At 59.1% G+C, this 18,171-nt stretch carries 17 protein-coding genes; 7 read left to right on the top strand and 10 right to left on the bottom strand.

The genetic code is table 11. The features are described 5' to 3' along the window. Nucleotides 1-20: 20 nt before the first annotated feature. The gene (gene gorA / locus ACLI4M_RS08650) at nucleotides 21-1,373 is read right to left on the bottom strand and encodes a glutathione-disulfide reductase (protein ID WP_133622481.1); all 1,353 of its coding nucleotides are present in this window, start codon (nucleotides 1,371-1,373) and stop codon (nucleotides 21-23) included. Nucleotides 1,374-1,516: 143 nt separating this feature from the next. Between gorA and rnz the strand changes: the two genes are divergently transcribed. Beyond that, the gene (gene rnz / locus ACLI4M_RS08645) at nucleotides 1,517-2,431 is read left to right on the top strand and encodes a ribonuclease Z (protein WP_133622482.1); all 915 of its coding nucleotides are present in this window, start codon (nucleotides 1,517-1,519) and stop codon (nucleotides 2,429-2,431) included. A gap of 111 nt (nucleotides 2,432-2,542) precedes the next feature. Here rnz and ACLI4M_RS08640 read toward each other — a convergent pair whose 3' ends face one another. Beyond that, nucleotides 2,543-3,385, bottom strand: a complete 843-nt coding sequence (locus ACLI4M_RS08640; protein WP_048917783.1) for a 23S rRNA (adenine(2030)-N(6))-methyltransferase RlmJ — start codon at nucleotides 3,383-3,385, stop codon at nucleotides 2,543-2,545. 94 nt (nucleotides 3,386-3,479) lie between these two features. Next, nucleotides 3,480-4,304, bottom strand: coding sequence for a CPBP family intramembrane glutamic endopeptidase (locus tag ACLI4M_RS08635; RefSeq protein WP_048917782.1), 825 nt, complete (start codon nucleotides 4,302-4,304; stop codon nucleotides 3,480-3,482). Nucleotides 4,305-4,493: 189 nt separating this feature from the next. On the opposite strand from ACLI4M_RS08635, the gene prlC reads away from it, so the two are divergent. Beyond that, complete coding sequence (prlC, locus tag ACLI4M_RS08630; RefSeq protein ID WP_133622483.1) at nucleotides 4,494-6,542, top strand: oligopeptidase A; 2,049 nt, start codon at nucleotides 4,494-4,496, stop codon at nucleotides 6,540-6,542. A gap of 5 nt (nucleotides 6,543-6,547) precedes the next feature. Further along, nucleotides 6,548-7,297, top strand: coding sequence for a 16S rRNA (guanine(1516)-N(2))-methyltransferase RsmJ (gene rsmJ / locus ACLI4M_RS08625; RefSeq protein ID WP_133622484.1), 750 nt, complete (start codon nucleotides 6,548-6,550; stop codon nucleotides 7,295-7,297). Nucleotides 7,298-7,391: 94 nt separating this feature from the next. Here rsmJ and uspA read toward each other — a convergent pair whose 3' ends face one another. Continuing rightward, nucleotides 7,392-7,823, bottom strand: a complete 432-nt coding sequence (gene uspA, locus ACLI4M_RS08620) for a universal stress protein UspA (RefSeq protein WP_048917779.1) — start codon at nucleotides 7,821-7,823, stop codon at nucleotides 7,392-7,394. Between the two features lie 54 nt (nucleotides 7,824-7,877). On the opposite strand from uspA, the gene ACLI4M_RS08615 reads away from it, so the two are divergent. After that, the gene (locus ACLI4M_RS08615) at nucleotides 7,878-8,054 is read left to right on the top strand and encodes a hypothetical protein (RefSeq protein ID WP_166643145.1); all 177 of its coding nucleotides are present in this window, start codon (nucleotides 7,878-7,880) and stop codon (nucleotides 8,052-8,054) included. A gap of 79 nt (nucleotides 8,055-8,133) precedes the next feature. Continuing rightward, nucleotides 8,134-8,469, top strand: coding sequence for a universal stress protein UspB (gene uspB, locus ACLI4M_RS08610; protein ID WP_048917778.1), 336 nt, complete (start codon nucleotides 8,134-8,136; stop codon nucleotides 8,467-8,469). Nucleotides 8,470-8,575: 106 nt separating this feature from the next. Here the strand turns inward: uspB and pitA are convergent, their stop codons facing one another. After that, a complete protein-coding gene (gene pitA / locus ACLI4M_RS08605) occupies nucleotides 8,576-10,075 on the bottom strand; it encodes an inorganic phosphate transporter PitA (RefSeq protein WP_133622485.1) in 1,500 nt (499 codons plus the stop codon). A gap of 241 nt (nucleotides 10,076-10,316) precedes the next feature. Here pitA and ACLI4M_RS08600 point away from each other — a divergent pair, with 241 nt between their 5' ends. Then, nucleotides 10,317-11,501 (top strand): NAD(P)/FAD-dependent oxidoreductase, encoded by a 1,185-nt coding sequence (locus ACLI4M_RS08600; protein WP_133622486.1) that lies wholly within the window; start codon nucleotides 10,317-10,319, stop codon nucleotides 11,499-11,501. A 36-nt stretch (nucleotides 11,502-11,537) separates the two neighbouring features. Then, on the top strand, nucleotides 11,538-11,927 hold the full coding sequence (locus ACLI4M_RS08595; RefSeq protein ID WP_133622487.1) for a cupin domain-containing protein: 390 nt from the start codon (nucleotides 11,538-11,540) through the stop codon (nucleotides 11,925-11,927). Between the two features lie 202 nt (nucleotides 11,928-12,129). Here ACLI4M_RS08595 and ACLI4M_RS08590 read toward each other — a convergent pair whose 3' ends face one another. The 5 genes from ACLI4M_RS08590 to fhuE all read right to left on the bottom strand — a co-directional run bounded on the left by ACLI4M_RS08590 (nucleotide 12,130) and on the right by fhuE (nucleotide 18,162). Further along, nucleotides 12,130-12,756: a helix-turn-helix transcriptional regulator gene (locus tag ACLI4M_RS08590; RefSeq protein WP_133622488.1), complete on the bottom strand. Its 627-nt coding sequence runs from the start codon at nucleotides 12,754-12,756 to the stop codon at nucleotides 12,130-12,132. 1 nt (nucleotide 12,757) lies between these two features. Next, on the bottom strand, nucleotides 12,758-13,699 hold the full coding sequence (locus ACLI4M_RS08585; RefSeq protein WP_133622489.1) for an ornithine cyclodeaminase family protein: 942 nt from the start codon (nucleotides 13,697-13,699) through the stop codon (nucleotides 12,758-12,760). Then, complete coding sequence (locus ACLI4M_RS08580) at nucleotides 13,696-14,661, bottom strand: threonine/serine dehydratase (RefSeq protein ID WP_133622490.1); 966 nt, start codon at nucleotides 14,659-14,661, stop codon at nucleotides 13,696-13,698. The genes ACLI4M_RS08585 and ACLI4M_RS08580 overlap by 4 nt, the downstream gene beginning before the upstream one ends. A gap of 134 nt (nucleotides 14,662-14,795) precedes the next feature. Further along, a complete protein-coding gene (locus tag ACLI4M_RS08575; RefSeq protein ID WP_133622491.1) occupies nucleotides 14,796-15,863 on the bottom strand; it encodes a diguanylate cyclase in 1,068 nt (355 codons plus the stop codon). Between the two features lie 124 nt (nucleotides 15,864-15,987). Next, nucleotides 15,988-18,162 (bottom strand): ferric-rhodotorulic acid/ferric-coprogen receptor FhuE, encoded by a 2,175-nt coding sequence (fhuE, locus tag ACLI4M_RS08570; RefSeq protein ID WP_253537703.1) that lies wholly within the window; start codon nucleotides 18,160-18,162, stop codon nucleotides 15,988-15,990. Nucleotides 18,163-18,171: the final 9 nt, after the last annotated feature.

The following is an 18,171-nucleotide window of genomic DNA, read 5'->3' as shown; positions in this document are numbered from 1 at the left end:
TTTAGTATTTCAGCGTCTACTTAGCGCATCGTCACGAACTCTTCGGCACCGGTCGGGTGGATCGCCACGGTGTTGTCGAAGTCCTTCTTGGTAGCGCCCATCTTCAGCGCCACCGCGAAGCCCTGCAGCATCTCGTCCATGCCGTAGCCGATGCCGTGGATGCCGACAATCTTCTCATCGGCACCGACGCACACCAGCTTCATGCGGCACGGCTGGCGATGCTGGGTAACGGCGGTGTACATGGCGGTAAACGCCGATTTGTACACTTTCACCTGGTCATCACCAAACTTCTCACGCGCTTCCGGCTCGCTCAGGCCGACCGTGCCGATTGGCGGGTGGCTGAACACCACGGTGGGCACGTTGCTGTAGTCCAGATGCTCGTCCGGCTTGTTGTTAAACAGGCGCTCGGAGAGGCGACGACCGGCGGCGACCGCCACCGGGGTCAGCTCGACGGCGCCGGTGTTATCACCCACCGCGTAAATCCCTTTTACATTGGTGTTCTGGTATTTATCGACGCTGATGTAACCCTTTTCGTTCAGTTTCACGCCGGTCACATCAAGGTTCAGATTGTCGGTCATCGGCTCACGGCCAATCGCCCACACCAGGCAGTCCACGGTCTGCTCTTTACCGTTTTCCAGCTGTAAGGTCAGGCTGCCGTCGGCATTTTTCACTACCGCTTTCGGGATCGATTCGGTGTGCAGCGTCGGACCTTCGGTATTCATGACTTCCACCAGCGTGTCGACGATCAGCGGATCGAAGCTGCGCAGCGGCGCGTGTTTGCGCACGAACAGGTGCGTTTCAGACCCCAGCGCGTTGACCACGCCAGCAATTTCGACGGCGATATAGCCTGCACCGACGACGGCGGTACGTTTTGGCAGCGCCTGCAGCTCAAAGAAGCCGTCAGAGTTAATGCCGTATTCCGCGCCGGGAATGGTCGGCTGGCTCGGGCGGCCGCCGGTGGCGATCAGAATATGGTCGGCGGTAATCTTCTCGCCGTTCACTTCGACGGTGTGCGCATCGACAAAGCGCGCGTAGCCTTTGATCACGTCGACGTTATTTTTGCCCAGCACATTGTCGTACGAGCTGTGGATACGGTCGATATAGGCGCTGCGGTTTTTCACCAGCACGTCCCAGTTGAACTGGTTTACGGTGGTATCAAAGCCGTAGTCCGGGCCGTAGTTGTGGATAGCTTCGGCGATCTGCGCCGCGTGCCACATGACTTTCTTCGGAACGCAACCGACGTTCACGCAGGTGCCGCCGAGCTCTTTTGCTTCAATCAGTGCACACTTCTGTCCGTACATGGCCGCACGGTTAATGGAGGCGATACCGCCGCTGCCGCCGCCGATGGCAAGGTAGTCATAATGTTTGGTCATCGAGTCTTCCAGTTCAGTAAGTGAGTTAAATCAGCTGGCGTAGAGTGTAACGCTACAAGGTGAAAAGCCGCAAAGGTTGCGTCTATGATTGTGATAGCCTCATACCGATTATCATTGTCACTTTTCGCTTAAGGATGACAGTTATGCATTTGCAGTTTTTAGGCACCGGGGCCGGCACGCCGAGCCGCGAGCGCAACGTCACCAGCATCGCGCTGGATTTACAGGGGGTGCGTAACGCCACCTGGCTATTTGACTGTGGCGAGGGCACCCAGCATCAGATCCTGCGTACGCCAATCAAGCCCGGCAGGATCGAGAAGATCTTCATTACTCATCTGCACGGCGATCACATCTTCGGCCTGCCGGGACTGCTGACCAGCCGATCGATGAATGGCTCACTCGAACCGCTGACCCTATACGGCCCGGTGGGGATGAAAACCTTTGTTGAAACCACTCTGTCATTAAGCGGTTCGTGGGTCACCTTCCCGCTGGAGATCGTGGAAATAGGTGCGGGGGAGGTGTGCAATGACGCGCATTTTCGCGTGACGGCTTACCCGATGACGCATCCGGTGGAGTGCTACGGCTACCGTATCGACGAGCACGACAAGCCGGGCGCGCTGGATGCGGCCAGGCTGGCGGCGCACGGCGTGCCTGCCGGGCCATACTTCTATGACCTGAAGCATGGCCGCAGCGTAACGCTGGACGATGGCCGCACGATAAACGGCTGGGATTATGTCGGTGAGCCGATCAGGGGGCGCAGCCTGGCGATTTTCGGTGATACGGCACCCACGGCGGCGGCGCAGCAGCTGGCGGCGGATGTCGATGTGATGGTGCATGAGGCGACGCTGGAAATTGCAATGGAAGAGAAAGCCAACAGCCGTGGGCACTCCACCACCGCACAGGCGGCGAAAGTGGCGCAGGAGAGTGGCGCAAAGCGGCTGATTATCACGCACCTTAGCTCGCGCTATTTACGCCATGACTGCGAGCGCCTGCTGGCAGAGTGTCGGGCGGTATTTGCCGCCACCGAGATGGCGCATGATTTCGCGATATTTCCGCTGTAGGGGGCGGGCATGCCTCGCACTTCAGCTGTAGGGGGCGGGCATGCCCGACCCTGGGCGAGGCAGGCCTCGCCCCTGCGCGATCGGGTGGGAGATTAACCGCGGGCGATAACGTTATTCCGGCACAATCCAGCTGACTTTATGGTGGCCGGTGCCTGACGGTACCAGCACTTTCTGCAGCCACGGCAGCACGTTGTTCATCTGCTGCTCCAGCTTCCACGGTGGGTTAATCACCACCATCCCCGATGCGGTCATGCCGAAACGGTCGCTGTCCGGACGCACGCCCAGCTCGATCTGCAAAATACGGCGAATGCCGGTGGCCTGCAGCTCGTTGAACATACGTTTGATCTGCTGGCGCAGCACCACCGGATACCACAGCGCATAGACACCCGTGCCGAAACGCTTATAGCCTTCCTGAATCCCCTGCACCACGGCCTGATAGTCACTTTTCATTTCGTACGGTGGGTCGATCAGGATCAGACCACGGCGCGACAGCGGTGGCAGCTTGGATTTCAACTGCTGATAGCCGTCGGCACGCGCCAGGCGCGCGCGGTCATCCTTCTGGAACTCATTGCGCAGCATTGGGAAGTCGCTGGAGTGCAGCTCGGTCAGCTGCAGCTGGTCGTACTCGCGCAGCAGATGGCGGGCGATCAGCGGTGAGCCAGGGTAATAACGCAGCTTGCCGCCCGGGTTGTAGTTTTTCACCACGCTGATATACGGCTCCAGCTCGGTCGGCAGGTCGTCCTGCTGCCAGATACGCGCAATGCCCTCCAGATACTCTCCGGTACGTTCAGCGTGCTCGCCGCTCAGCAGATAGCGCCCGGCACCGGCGTGGGTGTCGAGGTAGAGATAGGGTTTATCCTTCTCATTCAGTGAGCTGAGGATCAGGCTCTGCACGGTGTGTTTGAGAACGTCGGCATGGTTGCCTGCATGGAAACTGTGGCGATAACTGAGCATGTATTAGGAAATCCGGGAAGGTAAAAGCGAGCGTGCCGCCAGTGGGCGGCACAGGTTGCGGTGATTATAGCGAAAACGGGTTAAAAAAGCGCGATCAGGCAGGGATTCGTTGCCACATTGGGTAAGTAAAGAACAGCAGGTGCAGCAGATTAAAGCTGAAATGCACCAGGGTAGAGACCCACAGCCGCCCGCTCCACAGCCAGGCCAGCCCGTAGATCAGCCCGGCCAGCGTGGCGAAGAACACCAGCAGCAGCCCGCCGGAGAAGTGCACCGAACCGAACAGCAGCGCGGCGATAAACAGCGCACGCTTGTCGCCCAGCAGCTGGCTTAGCCGCTGCTGGATATAACCGCGAAACAGCGCTTCTTCCGCCAGTGAGACAAAAAACAGATTGGCCAGCATAAAAGAACCCAGCCACTCGGGCAGGTGCGGTTCCACCTTCAGTCCCCCGGCAAAGGTGGCCAGCAGCAGCAGCAGCGGCATTGACATTAACAGCACCAGCCACCACAGCCCGTTGGCAGGTGGCTTCGAAGGCCGCTTAAGCAGGGTCGGCAGGCAGGCCAGCAGGATAAACGGCACCAGCGCCTTGTCGAGGTTGTAATAGAAGGTAAACGGTGCGCTCTGTGGCCCGGCGCGCACCCCGGATTCGATCAGCTGATTGTTGAAGCCCGGAATCGTATGCAGCATCAGCGCAAAGGCGCTGACCACCAGAATAATCTCCCCCGGTAGGGAGAACGCAGAAGGCTGCTTGTGCGTACCGGAATAGACAGCAACAAAGCCAATGACGATCAGCGCCACAATAGCCGGTGGCATTAACACCTGCTCAAAGATGGCAAGGCCCAGCGCGATGGCCAGCAGCACCAGTGCGCTGCGATGATAAAACGGCAGGAACAGTAGCGATGCTGCCAGTACGTACCACATAGAGACACTCCCTGTTTGTAACGAAGTAATACGGCGTATTAACGCCGGGGAGTATGCAATGTGTCTCGGGTAGTGGCAAAGCGGAAAGTGCGGTCAGAAACAGGGCGTCTGCGTGGCCCGCCATTGATTTTCTCACCCGTTACCCTCATGTTAACCAGATTGCCCATACAACGATTAAAGGACTGCGCTATGACCAATCCGTTACTCTCTGCCTTTACGCTCCCCCCTTTCTCCGCCATCAAACCTGAACATGTGGTGCCCGCCGTGACTCAGGCGCTGGATGAGTGCCGCGCCGCGGTGGAAAAAGTGGTGGCGCAGGGCGCGCCGTACAGCTGGGATAATCTGGTGCAGCCGCTGGCGGAAGTCGACGACCGTTTAAGCCGCCTGTTCTCCCCGGTCAGCCACCTGAACTCGGTGAAAAACAGCCCGGAACTGCGTCAGGCCTATGAGCAGACGCTGCCGCTGCTGTCCGAGTACAGCACCTGGGTTGGCCAGCATGAAGGGCTGTATCAGGCGTATCGCGACCTGAAAGCGGGCGCAAACTTTGCCGCGCTGGATACTGCGCAAAAGAAAGCGGTGGATAACGCGCTGCGCGACTTCGAGCTGTCCGGCATTGGCCTGTCGAAAGAGAAGCAGCAGCGCTACGGTGAGATCGCCGCGCGCCTGTCCGAACTGGGTTCGACCTACAGCAACAACGTGCTCGACGCCACCATGGGCTGGAGCAAGTTGATTACCGATGAGAGCGAACTGTCCGGCATGCCGGAAAGCGCGCTGGCCGCGGCCAAAGCGCAGGCCGAAGCGAAAGAGCAGGAGGGCTGGCTGCTGACGCTGGATATCCCGAGCTACCTGCCGGTGATGACCTACTGCGATAACCAGGCGCTGCGCGAAGAGATGTATCGCGCCTACTCAACCCGCGCCTCCGACCAGGGGCCAAACGCCGGGAAGTGGGACAACAGCGAGGTGATGGCGGAAGAGCTGGCGCTGCGCCACGAACTCGCCCAGCTGCTGGGCTTCGACTCCTATGCCGATAAATCGCTGGCGACCAAAATGGCCGAAAGCCCGGCGCAGGTCACCGACTTCCTGACCGATCTGGCAAAGCGCGCCCGCCCGCAGGCGGAGCAGGAGCTGGCCCAGCTGCGCGCCTTTGCCAAAAAAGAGCACGGCGTCGACGACCTGCAGCCGTGGGACCTGACCTATTACGGCGAGAAGCAGAAGCAGCATCTCTACTCCATCAGCGACGAGCAGCTGCGCCCGTACTTCCCGGCACAGCGCGCGCTGGACGGCCTGTTTGAAGTGGTGAAGCGCATCTACGGCATTACCGCTAAAGAGCGCAGCGATGTGGATGTCTATCACCCGGACGTGCGCTTCTTCGACCTGTTTGACGAGAGCGGCGAGCTGCGCGGCAGCTTCTACCTCGACCTGTATGCACGTGAGAACAAGCGCGGCGGGGCGTGGATGGATGACTGCGTGGGGCAGATGCGTAAAGCCGACGGTACCTTGCAGAAGCCGGTTGCCTACCTGACCTGTAACTTCAACCGTCCGGTGAGCGGCAAGCCTGCGCTGTTTACCCACAACGAAGTGACCACGCTGTTCCACGAGTTTGGCCACGGTCTGCACCATATGCTGACGCGCATTGAAACGCCGGGCGTATCGGGTATCAGCGGCGTGCCGTGGGATGCGGTCGAGCTGCCAAGCCAGTTTATGGAAAACTGGTGCTGGGAGCCGGAAGCGCTGGCGTTTATCTCCGGCCATTACGAGACTAACGAGCCGCTGCCGCGCGAGCTGCTGGACAAAATGCTGGCGGCGAAGAACTATCAGGCGGCGCTGTTTATCCTGCGTCAGCTGGAGTTTGGCCTGTTCGACTTCCGCCTGCACGCCGAGTTTGACCCGGCGAAAGGCGCGCAGATCCTGCCGATGCTGAAAGAGATCAAAAAGCGGGTGGCGGTGATGCCTGGGCCAGAGTGGGGCCGCTTCCCGCACGCCTTCAGCCATATCTTCGCCGGCGGCTACGCGGCGGGTTACTACAGCTATCTGTGGGCCGACGTGCTGGCGGCAGACGCCTATTCACGCTTCGAAGAGGAGGGGATCTTCAACCGTGAAACCGGCCAGTCGTTCCTCGACAACATTCTGACGCGCGGCGGTTCCGAAGAGCCAATGGCGCTGTTCCGCCGCTTCCGCGGCCGCGAGCCGCAGCTGGATGCGATGCTGGCACACTACGGTATTACCGAGCAGGGCTGAGATTAGTGAACATCTGTTTGTTAGATGAAACGGGCGCCGGAGACGGCGCCTTATCTGTTTTAGCTGCCCGCTGGCAGCTGGTGCATGATGAAAACGCGCTGATGGCGCTGGTGATGACGGCCGGGCATCTGGAGCTGCGCAAGCGCGATGAGCCAAAGCTCGGCGGCATCTTTGTTGATTTCGTTGGCGGGGCGATGGCGCACCGCCGTAAGTTTGGCGGCGGGCGTGGTGAAGCGGTAGCGAAAGCCGTCGGCATCAAGAGCGGCTATCTGCCGGAGGTGGTGGATGCCACGGCGGGGCTGGGGCGTGATGCGTTTGTGCTGGCCGCCGTGGGCTGCCGCGTGCGCATGCTGGAACGTAATCCGGTCGTGGCTGCCCTACTGGATGATGGCCTGGCACGCGGCTATGCCGATGCGGAGATTGGCCCGTGGCTGCGCGAGCGGCTAACGCTGCTGCACGCCTCGAGCCTGACGGCGCTAACCGATATTACGCCGCGCCCGCAGGTGGTGTACCTCGATCCCATGTTTCCGCACAAGCAGAAAAGCGCGCTGGTCAAGAAAGAGATGCGGGTGTTTCAGTCGCTGGTGGGGCCGGACCTCGATGCCGATGGCCTGCTGGAGCCCGCGCGAATGCTGGCGACTAAGCGTGTGGTGGTGAAGCGCCCGGATTACGCGCCGCCGCTGGCGGACGTCGCCACGCCGAACGCCGTGGTGACCAAGGGGCACCGTTTCGATATTTATGCCCCGTTGGCGTAATCCACGGGTCGGGCATGCCCGACCCGGGGGTGAATTTTGCCCCTGAACGCGTAACGGGTCGACCGGAAAAAAGGTCGACCCCTACCACCCGGCGTTACTCTTCGTCGCGCAGCGGCACAATCAGCATATCGATGTGCACGGTGTTGATCAGCTGGCGCGCTGACGACATCAGCTTGCTCCAGAAATCCTGATGATGGCCGCAAACCACTAAATCCACCTGATACTGCTTAATCGCGTCGACCAGCACCTGGCCGAGGTCACCGCTGCCGCTCAGGGTTTCGGCAATCGGGTAGCCAGCCCCGTTTGACAGCTCGGTCAGCGCGCTGTGCGTCTCTTCAGAGATACGCTTCTGCATATCACCCAGATTGACGTCGATCAGCCCGGTATACAGGTCAGAGTAATTCACATCAACGTGGATAAGTGAAACTTTGGCGTCGTAAGGGCGAGCCATGGATACCGCTCTGTCGACCAGCAGTTTGCTTTCGGGGGACAGATCGACAGCAATCAAAATGTGTTTGTAAGCCATATGAATACTCCTTTTCGCGTAAGTGCCTGTCCCAGAGTATAGCGAAAATTGTTAATGAATGTTGTGGCAGCCGACGTGGTTTGGCTGGGCGATCAACATGAAATTTTGTCTGAATGCCCCGGCGAAATAAAACATCGCTGGAAAAAATTTAAGCAGATCTCCTACACTGATAAAAGACGGCAACGAAAGCAGCGCTGTTACGCCGTCCTGCTGCAGCAATCATCTCAATAATAAGGGTTGGCGAACCAGCGGGAGTTGATCCCGTTCTCGTCGCGTATCGCATTTCCTGATGAAAGTCCGGGAGGGGATCATGATCAGCACCATCGCGCTTTTCTGGGCTCTTTGTGTCGTTTGTGTGGTGAATATGGCGCGCTATTTCTCTTCGCTGCGTGCGCTGTTAGTGGTGCTGCGCGGCTGCGATCCGCTGCTGTATCAGTATGTGGATGGGGCGGGGTTCTTCACGTCTCACGGGCAGCCGGGCAAGCAGGTGCGGCTGATTGGCTATATCTGGTATCAGCGCTACCTTGACCACCACGATGATGAGTTTATTCGTCGCTGTCAGCGCCTGCGCGGGCAGTTTATTTTGACCAGCGCCCTGTGTGGGCTGGTGGTGATTAGCCTGATTGGCCTGGCCATCTGGCATTAAAAAAGGGCGACCATTAAACATGGTCGCCCTTTTCGGGTCGATCGGAAAAAATCATCGACTCTTACTGTAGGGGCGGACCCTCTTTTTCGGTCCGCCCGCAACACGATCAAATCAGCTTCAGCGCAATCCAGTACAACCCACCTGACAGCACAATCGAGACCGGCAGGGTGAACACCCACGCCAGCAGGATGTTCTTGATGGTTCGGCCCTGAACGCCACCGCCGTCAACCAGCATGGTGCCCGCCACGGAAGAGGAGAGCACGTGCGTGGTTGAAACCGGCATTCCGGTATAGCTCGCCACGCCAATAGAGACCGCCGCCGTCATCTGCGCCGACATCCCCTGAGCGTAAGTCATGCCCTTCTTACCGATCTTCTCACCGATCGTGGTGGCAACGCGACGCCAGCCGAACATGGTCCCCAGCGACAGCGCGAGCGCCACGGCCAGGATGATCCATACCGGCGCGTACTCAACGGTATTCAGCAGGTCGCTCTTCAGCTTATTAAGGAAACGTTTGTCGTCAGGCTTGGTTTCCGGCAGCTTGGCGGTTTTCTCAGCGGTATCCGAGATGCACATCAGCAGGCGGCGCAGCTGGCTGCGTTGCTCAACGTTCAGCGCATCGTAGCTGCTGAGATTGTTCAGCAGGCCCTGCACACGCTCGATAGCCGGCAGCGCACGGGCAGCGTCGCAGTGGAAATCATGCGGGCCGGAAGGCACCTGTTCCGGCGTCGGTAACGCTGGCGGCGCCATCTGGATGATGTGCGTCAGCGAGGCCGCGTGCTGCTGATAATACTGCTCCAGGTGGTTCACGGCATCACGCGTACGCGTAATGTCATAGCCGCTGGAGTTCATATTCACCACAAAGCCCGCCGGCGCCACGCCGATCAGCACCAGCATAATCAGGCCAATACCTTTCTGGCCGTCATTGGCACCGTGCGAATAGCTGACGCCAATCGCCGAGACAATCAGCGCGATACGCGTCCAGAACGGCGGCTTTTTCTTGCCGTCGATCTTCTCGCGCTCTGCCGGAGTCATATGGATACGCTGGCGCTTTTTATTCCCGCTCCAGTAACGGCGCAGGATAAATACCAGACCGCCGGCAATCACCAGGCCAACGATCGGCGAGATAATCAACGACATAAAGATGCCGATCATTTTGGGAATATTGAGCGCATCCACTACCGAGGTGCCAGTCAGCAACGCGTTAGTCAGGCCAATACCAATAATGGCACCGATCAGGGTATGGGAGCTGGAGGCCGGTAACCCGAAATACCAGGTGCCGAGGTTCCAGATAATCGCAGCCAGCAGCATGGAGAAGACCATGGCCAGGCCGTGAGCCGACCCGACATTAAGCAGGAGGTCGGTGGGTAGCAGATGGACAATCGCGTAAGCCACGCTTAAGCCGCCCAACAGTACACCAAAGAAGTTGAATACCCCGGCCATGACCACCGCTAACTGCGATCGCATTGCACGGGTATAAATCACGGTAGCTACCGCGTTGGCCGTATCGTGGAAGCCATTGATTGCTTCGTAAACCAGTACGAACAACAGAGCAAGAACCAGGAACAGGCCGGTATGTAAATCAAGACCAGCAAACAGATGCAGCATAAGCGTTACGCCATTTTGGAGGACATGAACGCGGCGCATTATCAGCGACAAACCGCGCCTGGGGAAAGGGAAATATAGACTTTTTTTGACATTAATGTGTCATTTGAGTGACTGTTACCCCTGAAACCACCGTGAAATCATAAGGTTACAAAATGTTTCAGCTACGATTTGGCGTCAGGCTGGTATCCCAGGCGCCAACTCTCTACAATCAGCGTTTTTGTGGTTTGGCGCGGAGTCTGTGGTGGAAAAATTTGACGTTATCGTAATTGGTGCGGGTGCAGCTGGCCTGTTCTGCGCGGCTCAGGCGGGCGCGAACGGGCGGCGCGTGCTGCTGATCGATAACGGCAAAAAAGCCGGGCGTAAAATCCTGATGTCCGGCGGCGGGCGCTGCAATTTCACCAACCTCTATACCGAGCCAGCGGCCTATCTGTCGCATAACCCGCATTTCTGTAAATCCGCTCTGGCGCGCTATACCCAGTGGGATTTTATCGATCTGATTAACCGTCACGGCATTGCCTGGCACGAGAAGACGCTCGGACAGCTGTTCTGCGACGACTCAGCGCAGCAGGTGGTCGACATGCTGCTGAAAGAGTGCGAAGCCGGCAGCGTCACGCTGCGCCTGCGTAGTGAAGTGCTTGCGGTCGCGCGTGATGACAGCGGCTACACGCTGCAGCTCAACGGCGCAGAGGTGCAGGCGGAAAAGCTGGTGATCGCCAGCGGCGGGCTGTCGATGCCAGGGCTTGGCGCATCGCCGTTTGGCTATAAGATTGCCGAACAGTTTGGCCTGAAGGTGTTCCCGACCCGCGCCGGGCTGGTGCCGTTCACCCTGCATAAGCCGCTGCTGGAGCAGCTACAGACGCTGTCCGGCGTCTCGGTGCCGTCGGTACTGACCGCCGAAGACGGCACGGTATTTAAAGAAGCGCTGCTGTTTACCCACCGCGGCCTCTCCGGCCCGGCGGTGTTGCAGCTCTCCAGCTACTGGCTGCCGGGCGAATTTGTCAGCGTTGATCTCTCACCGGCGCAGAATATCGATGCCTTTATTCATGAAGAGCGCCAGCAGCACCCCAATCAGAGCCTGAAAAACACCCTTGCCAAACTGCTGCCGAAGCGCCTGGTCGAGTGCCTGCAGCTGCTGGGGAGGGTGCCGGAATGCACGCTGAAGCAGCTCAATAGCCGCCAGCAGGCGGAACTGGCCAGCGCGCTGCACCAGTGGAAAATCCAGCCCAACGGCACCGAGGGCTACCGCACCGCCGAAGTCACGCTCGGCGGCGTCGATACCAGCCAGCTGTCGTCGAAAACCATGGAAGCGCGTGATGTACCGGGGCTGTACTTTATTGGCGAAGTGGTTGACGTCACCGGTTGGTTAGGCGGCTATAACTTCCAGTGGGCGTGGAGCTCAGCCTGGGCGTGTGCGCAGGCGCTATAATGAGAAATCTGATTTAACTGTTTCTCAGGCGGTAAAATGCAAAATTCTTCCAGCGGATATAAAAACACTACCGAAACCTTGCTTCAAAGTGGCCAGGCGTGGAATGGCCAGACTTTGCAAAATTACCCTTCGGGTGAGCTTGAAATTACGGTGATGAAAATGACCATCCCCGCGCATTCAGAGCTGCCCTGGCATACCCACCCCATTCCTAACACGGCGTATATTCTGTCAGGTTCCCTGACCATTGAGGATAAAGCGACGGGGGATACCAGGACATTCAGCGCGGGTGAGGCTTTCAACGAGTCCATCGATATTGCCCACCGGGGATTCACCACCGACCAAAGCACCGATGTCATCATCTTCTATGCAGGTGCAAAAGGGATGGCGCTGTCTGTACCACTGCCGGGAGAGGAATCTGAGTATTAACAGGTTCAGCTGACACAGTCTGTGGACCTCCGGCTCTTTGTGGGAGTAAGCTATAAACTCCCACAGCGCTGGGTTTGTGAGATTTTTGTAATGAGGGGCCGCATATAAACCAAACTTCATCAGCCCTGCTTTTTTTATTTCCCATGGGCAGTGAAAGACCATCCTGATACGGTTGAGAGTAGGAACAGAATCGTCGCCCCCCTCAACCCTTAATCTCCTTCAAATATTTAAACACCGTTGCCCTTCCCAGCGACAGCACGTTCGCCACATAGTCGGCCGAGTGGCGCACGTTAAATATTCCCTGAGCGTAAAGCGCCGTCACCAGCGCTTTCTTGTCGCTGCGCGTCAGAATCGTCAGCGAGCTGTGGTTCTCGGCCAGCCACTGATGCACGGCGGTGTTAATTTTTTCCCGCCAGTCGTGCGCAAACAGCAGCGCAGGCTGGGGCTGCAGCGGGCTCATTGACAGGAACGTCTCCAGCGCATTGCGCGCATCTTCCAGCATCGCGGTACTGAAGTTGATGCAGAAAATGTAGCCCGCACTGCCCGGCACGCTGGCGCGAATGCTGACGGAGCGCATCTTCTTCCCGTCCCAGTTCAGCTGCTCGTAAGGCCCGGTCAGCGTGTCGAGCTCGTTGAGCGTCAGCTGCTCCAGCCCGGCATCGTCGCCGATGCTGCGCTTCGACAGGTTATTCGCCAGGTAAGCAATTTTACTGCTGGTGACATCGTGGATGGCCACTTCCACCATGGGGAAAAACAGCGCGGCAATACCGTCCGCTATCGCTGTCAGCGTGGCGAACTGCTGGCTTGCTGCTGTACTTTGCTGGTTCATCTCAGGCCCCCATCTGCGCGAGAATACTGGCGGAGATCTGCGCGTCCTGCACGCCCAGCCCGGTCAGATCGGCGACGGTGATCGCATCCGCTGCACGCTGATACTGCGTGCTATCGCTCAGCAGGCTGCCAATCTCAATGATTTTTCCCGTGCGCTGTGCAGCGGGCAGATGGCTGAGCTCGCCATAGCTGCTGCACTGGGTAAGCGAGTCGACCAGCACGCAGGCGGCAGCGCCAATGATGGCGGCATCCAGCTCCTGTTTGCCCGGCGAGTCGGCACCCACGGCGGTAATATGCGTCCCCGGCCGGATCCACTCCCGGCGCAGCAGCGGCACGGAGGAGGGGGTGGCGGTGACGATAATCGAGGCCGCGCGCGCCGCCTGTTCGGCTTCCAGCGTGGTAATGAGGTTGATGTCGCAGTCTGCCAGCTGCTGGCGCATGCGCACCAGCGCATCCTCACTGCGCCCCCAGATAATTACCTCGCGGCAGGCGGTCAGGTCCAGCAGCTGGCGCAGCTGCAGTTCGGCCTGTAGCCCGGTGCCGAAGATGGCGATCTGCTCAACCCGTTCCGGCAGCAGCAGTTCGGCGGCAATCCTTCCGGCCAGCGCGGTGCGCATCCCGGTCAGCCAGCCGTGGTCGTTTAGCAGGGCCAGCGGCTGCCCGGTTTGCGCGCTAAACAGCATATTCAGCCCGTCGTTGCCCGGCAGGCCGAGGTCGCCGTTGCGGTAAAAGCCGCTGGAGACTTTGACGCAGAAGCTCTCTGAACCCTCCACCCACGCGGATTTAATGCAGCAGTCGCCACCCGCCTGCGCAAACAGAAACTGCTGCGCTGGCGGCAGCTGCACGCGGCCGGCTGAAAAAGCGCGAAACCCCTCTTTGAGCTTTTCCAGCGCATCGGCCTCAAAGTAATGCGCCTCAATCACCGCCTGCTCAATAATCCTCATTTCACCGCCCCGCAGAACTTCTCCAGGGTGATGTTTTTGCCGCACAGGATCACCGCAACGCGCTTGCCGCGCCATTTTTCTGCCTGCTGCATAAACGCCGCCATCGCCACGCCCGCCGCACCTTCGACCATCCAGCGCTCATAGCGCGCCAGCGTCTTCATCGCGGCTTTGATCTCCTCCTCGCTGACCTGCACGCACTCATCGACCACCTGCTGACAGATCGGGAAGGTGATGGTGCCAGGCTCCAGGCCACCGGCGGTGCCGTCGGACAGCGTGTCGTGCTCGGGCGGCTCCACGATTTCGCCCGCCGCGAGGGAGGCGCACATGGCGACGGAGGCCGCAGGCCAGCAGCCGATAATGCGCGTCTCTGGCGACAGCGTTTTCATCACCGCGCCAATCCCGGAGATCAGCCCGCCGCCGCCCACCGCGACAAAAACGGCATCCAGCGGCGCTTCCTGCTCGAGCATTTCCAGCGCGATAGTGCCCTGTCCGGCAATCACCTGTGCGTCGTTATACGGGGAGACAAAGGTGATGCCCTCAGCGGCGGCTTTGCTGGCAGCGGCCAGCTCCACGCTGAGCGCGTCGCCCTCCAGCGTCACCACCTTAGCGCCATAGGAGGCAATGGCTTCCAGCTTGAGCGGAGAGGCGGTCGCCGCCGCAAACACCGTCACCGGTATGCCCGCCATCGCCCCGGCCAGCGCCATGCCCTGGCCGTGGTTGCCGGATGACGCGGTGATCACCCCCTGCACGCACTGCTGCGGCGAGAGCAGCCGCATCTTATTGCTCGCCCCTCTGAACTTGAACGAACCGGTGTGCTGCAGATGCTCGCCCTTCAGAAACAGCTCGCAATGATACTGCGCGGAGAGCGCGTGGCTGCGGTCGAGCGGCGTCACTTTTACCTGAGGACGCAGTGCGGTGTGCGCCTGCTGGCTGCTGGCGCAGAGTTGAGAGAGGGTCAGCATGATGGCATCCAGTAAGTGTATTTAAAGTCTACTATAGACATTTAGTACACATCGATCCAGCATTTATCCGCGCGTCAGGCGCCTCTGGCTGTAAGGGGGCAAGGGATATCGGCTTATTGTGTAATGCAGGGAAATCACACTTCTGCAGCCTGCCACAGGTGAATGCCGTCGCGGCCGGTGCGTTTAACGCTGTACAGCGCCTGGTCTGCATGGCGCAGCCACTGGTGGATGGAGTCGGCGTTACTGGCCGGGGCAATACCGATGCTGACGGAGAACTGGAATTCAGCAGAGGCGGGCAGGCGGATCCGGGCGATTTTCTCTTTCAGCGCCGCGGCCAGCATCACGATAGTGATATCGTCGGCATCGCGCACAATCACCCCTAACTCATCGCCACCGAAGCGCGCCGGAATATCGCGGGTGCCCACTTCGCTGCGCAGCAGGCGTGAGATCTCCGCCAGCAGATAATCCCCCGCTTCGTGGCCAAAACGGTCATTGACCTGCTTGAAATTATCCACGTCGATCAGCATCAGCCAGGCGCGGCCTTCGCCACGCTGGGTGCGCAGGTATTCGCTCTCCAGACGGCGGTCAAACAGGCGGCGGTTGGGGATCTTCAGGCTCGGGTCCATCAGCGAGATGCGTTCCAGCTCGCGGTTTTTCCGCCGCAGGCTAAGCGTGAGCTGATACGACACCGCACTCAGCACCAGCATATAGCAGGTTGCCAGTGGCAGCGTCAGCCACACCGTACGCGTGCTAAAGGTCGGCTGCAGCGGCAGGCCGAGCACTGCCCAGAGTGGGATAAAGGTCAGCATAAATGCCACGATCGCCGGTTTAAGCTGGGGCCAGCCGCCGGCCGCATAGCGGTCAGAGGCCAGCACAGCGATGATAATCAGCGAAGGCATCGGGCTGACGGCCATCAGCGCCACCCATGCGCCGCCAAACGCGGCATCAATGGTTAAGTTGTGGCGCTCAGTATTAGTCGGGTCAGGTGAGGAGTGCGCCAGTAGCCAGGCGACCGACGGCCAGATAAAGGCATTAATAAACAGCAAAATAGTGAACCACGTGCTGCGATCCAGTTCCGAAAGCACCGACTGAAAGGGGAAAAAACACAAAAAGGTGCCCAGCTGACGCATGGCGAACATGCGACGAATAAAACGCGTTGAGCGCAGTTTTAACTGGCTGTCATCGGGTGAGTAGTAGTGCATGAATCAGCAATGTGGGCGGGTCGATAAAGCAGTGTATCGGAAATTATCAGAACGTATCGGACTTTTCTTAATATGTAAAAAAAAACCAGCCGCAGGGGCGCGGCTGGCCGATTTTTAACGCAGATTAAAACGCGTAATGAGCGGAAACGGAGAAGTTACGCGGCGCGCCATACACCACATAGGTGCCCATATAGTCGTAGTACTCTTTGTCGAACAGGTTGTTGACGTTGGCCTGTACGGAAACCTGTTTCGTCACCTGGTAGCGACCGAACAGATTGACCAGCGTCACCGGGCTTTGATCGATGTAGTCGCTGCCAGCCGGGCCACCGGCGACGTTATTAAAGGTCTTGTTCTGCCAGTTGACGCCGCCGCCCACGGTCAGGTCCTGCAGCATCGGCAGGCGATAGCGGGTGAACAGTTTGGCGGTAGTGCGCGGGATCTCCGGCATCACGGCGGTGCCATCGCGCTGCTCGGCAATATAGCGCGAGGCGCCGAAAGTCATCTGCCAGTTGTCGGTCAGGGCACCGTTAACTTCAAATTCCACGCCGCGGCTGACCGCATCGACAGCGTCGTAAGCGTATTCGGTGCTGCCCGGGATGTAGGTGTAGCTGTTGACGCCCAGGCCGTTCTGCTCGGTGCGGAACAGCGACAGCGTGGCGGTCAGACGGCTGTTGGCCCAGTCGCCTTTGATGCCGGTTTCATAGCTTTTTCCGCTGACCGGATCGAGGTACTTCGCTTCGCTGTTACGTGACGTCTGCGGCTGGAAGATGCTGGTATAGCTGGCGTAGACGGAGTAGGTGTCGTTGAGATCGTACGTCAGGCCCGCATACGGCGCGATTTTATCGCTGTCGTTGGTGCCGGAGGTGCCGTTGGCGCTCCAGTCGGTATAGCGAGCGCCGACCAGCAGTGACAGCGGGTCAGCCAGCGAGAAGCGTGCGGCGGTATACACCGATTTCTGGCGAATGGTGTCCTCCAGATAGGGACTAAAGGCTGACCAGTCGGTCGCGCCGGTAGAGCCGTTCCAGCTGCTGTAGTCACCAATATTGACGCCGGACAGGTCTGCAAAGCTGTTGAAGAAGGTGTTGTCCTGCTTGCTGTAGCTGCCGCCAATCATCAGCTCATGGCTGCGGCCCAGCAGCTCAAACGGACCGTTAGCGTAGAGGTCTACGCTGTCGGTGGTGCGGCGGCCTTTGTTCCAGCCGCTGTAAAGAGTAATGCCCTGGCCGGTAGCTTTATCCGGGTAACCGTCCGGGTACATCAGGCGGGTGTCGAAGGTGGTTTTGCTGTGGCTGCCGGTGACCTGCGCCTGCCAGCCGCTATCAAACCTCTGCTTCAGCGTGGCAAAGATCTTATTCGACTGTTTATCGCTATAGGCCCAGTCCGCACCGGTATTAAAGCTGCGGTCGAAGTGAGTGCGCTCGCCGTTGCTGTAGAAGGTCGGGATACCGCCCCAGCTTGGGTCTTCGCTGCTGGTGTCCTGGTAATCCCAGCCCAGCGACAGGGTGGTGGTGTCGCTCAGGTCGGCATCGATCAGCGTAGAGAGGAATTTCTTGCGCGCGTGGTAGCGATCCAGCCAGCTGTCATTTTCCTGATAGCCGCCGATGACGCGGCCGCGCACGCTGCCGGACTCGTTCAACGGCACGGTGACATCGCCCACATAGCGCTGCTTGTCCCAGCTGCCGGTTTCAGCAGACAGGCTGCCAGTGACCACTTTGCTGTCGGCGTGCTTGCGCACCATGTTAACCGAGGCGGAAGGATTGCCGGAACCGAGCGACAGGGCGTTAGCGCCGCGCACGATCTCAATACGGTCGTAAATGGCGGTGTCGGATTGGGCGTCGCCGAGGTCCCACACATCCTGCACCACCGTCGGAACGCCGTCGAACAGGTAGTTGTTGATCAGAAAGCCGCGCGAATAGTAGTTCGCACGGTCGGAGTCGATATTCGAGGCGGAGATGCCGGTGGTGTTATTCAGCACTTCGCCGATGCTGTGCAGCGCCTGGTCCTGAATTCGCTGTTTGCTGATGATGCTGACCGACTGCGGGATATCGCGCAGCGCCAGCGTCATTTTGGTACCGGCGGTCGTCACCGGCACGCTGTAGTCCGCTGCGGCCTGTGCTGCGGGGCTGCTGGCGGAGTTGGCTTCTACGGTCAGCGTTTCACTCTGCGCGGTTTCCGCTGCCAGTGCCGGATGCAGTGCAGAAATCACCAGTAACGCGGCGACGGAGGGGGTGAAAATGCGCTGAGCGGATAATAGCGTAGCGGGTGTTTTATCAGTGAATTCAGGACGAGAAAACAGCACGGTAATTCC

The sequence above is a fragment of the Erwinia sp. LJJL01 genome, assembly GCF_047300805.2.
In the GTDB taxonomy this organism is placed as follows: Bacteria; Pseudomonadota; Gammaproteobacteria; order Enterobacterales; family Enterobacteriaceae; genus Erwinia; species Erwinia aphidicola.
Note: the sequence above shows the minus strand (reverse complement) of the source record. Positions and strands in the feature narration are given on the sequence as shown.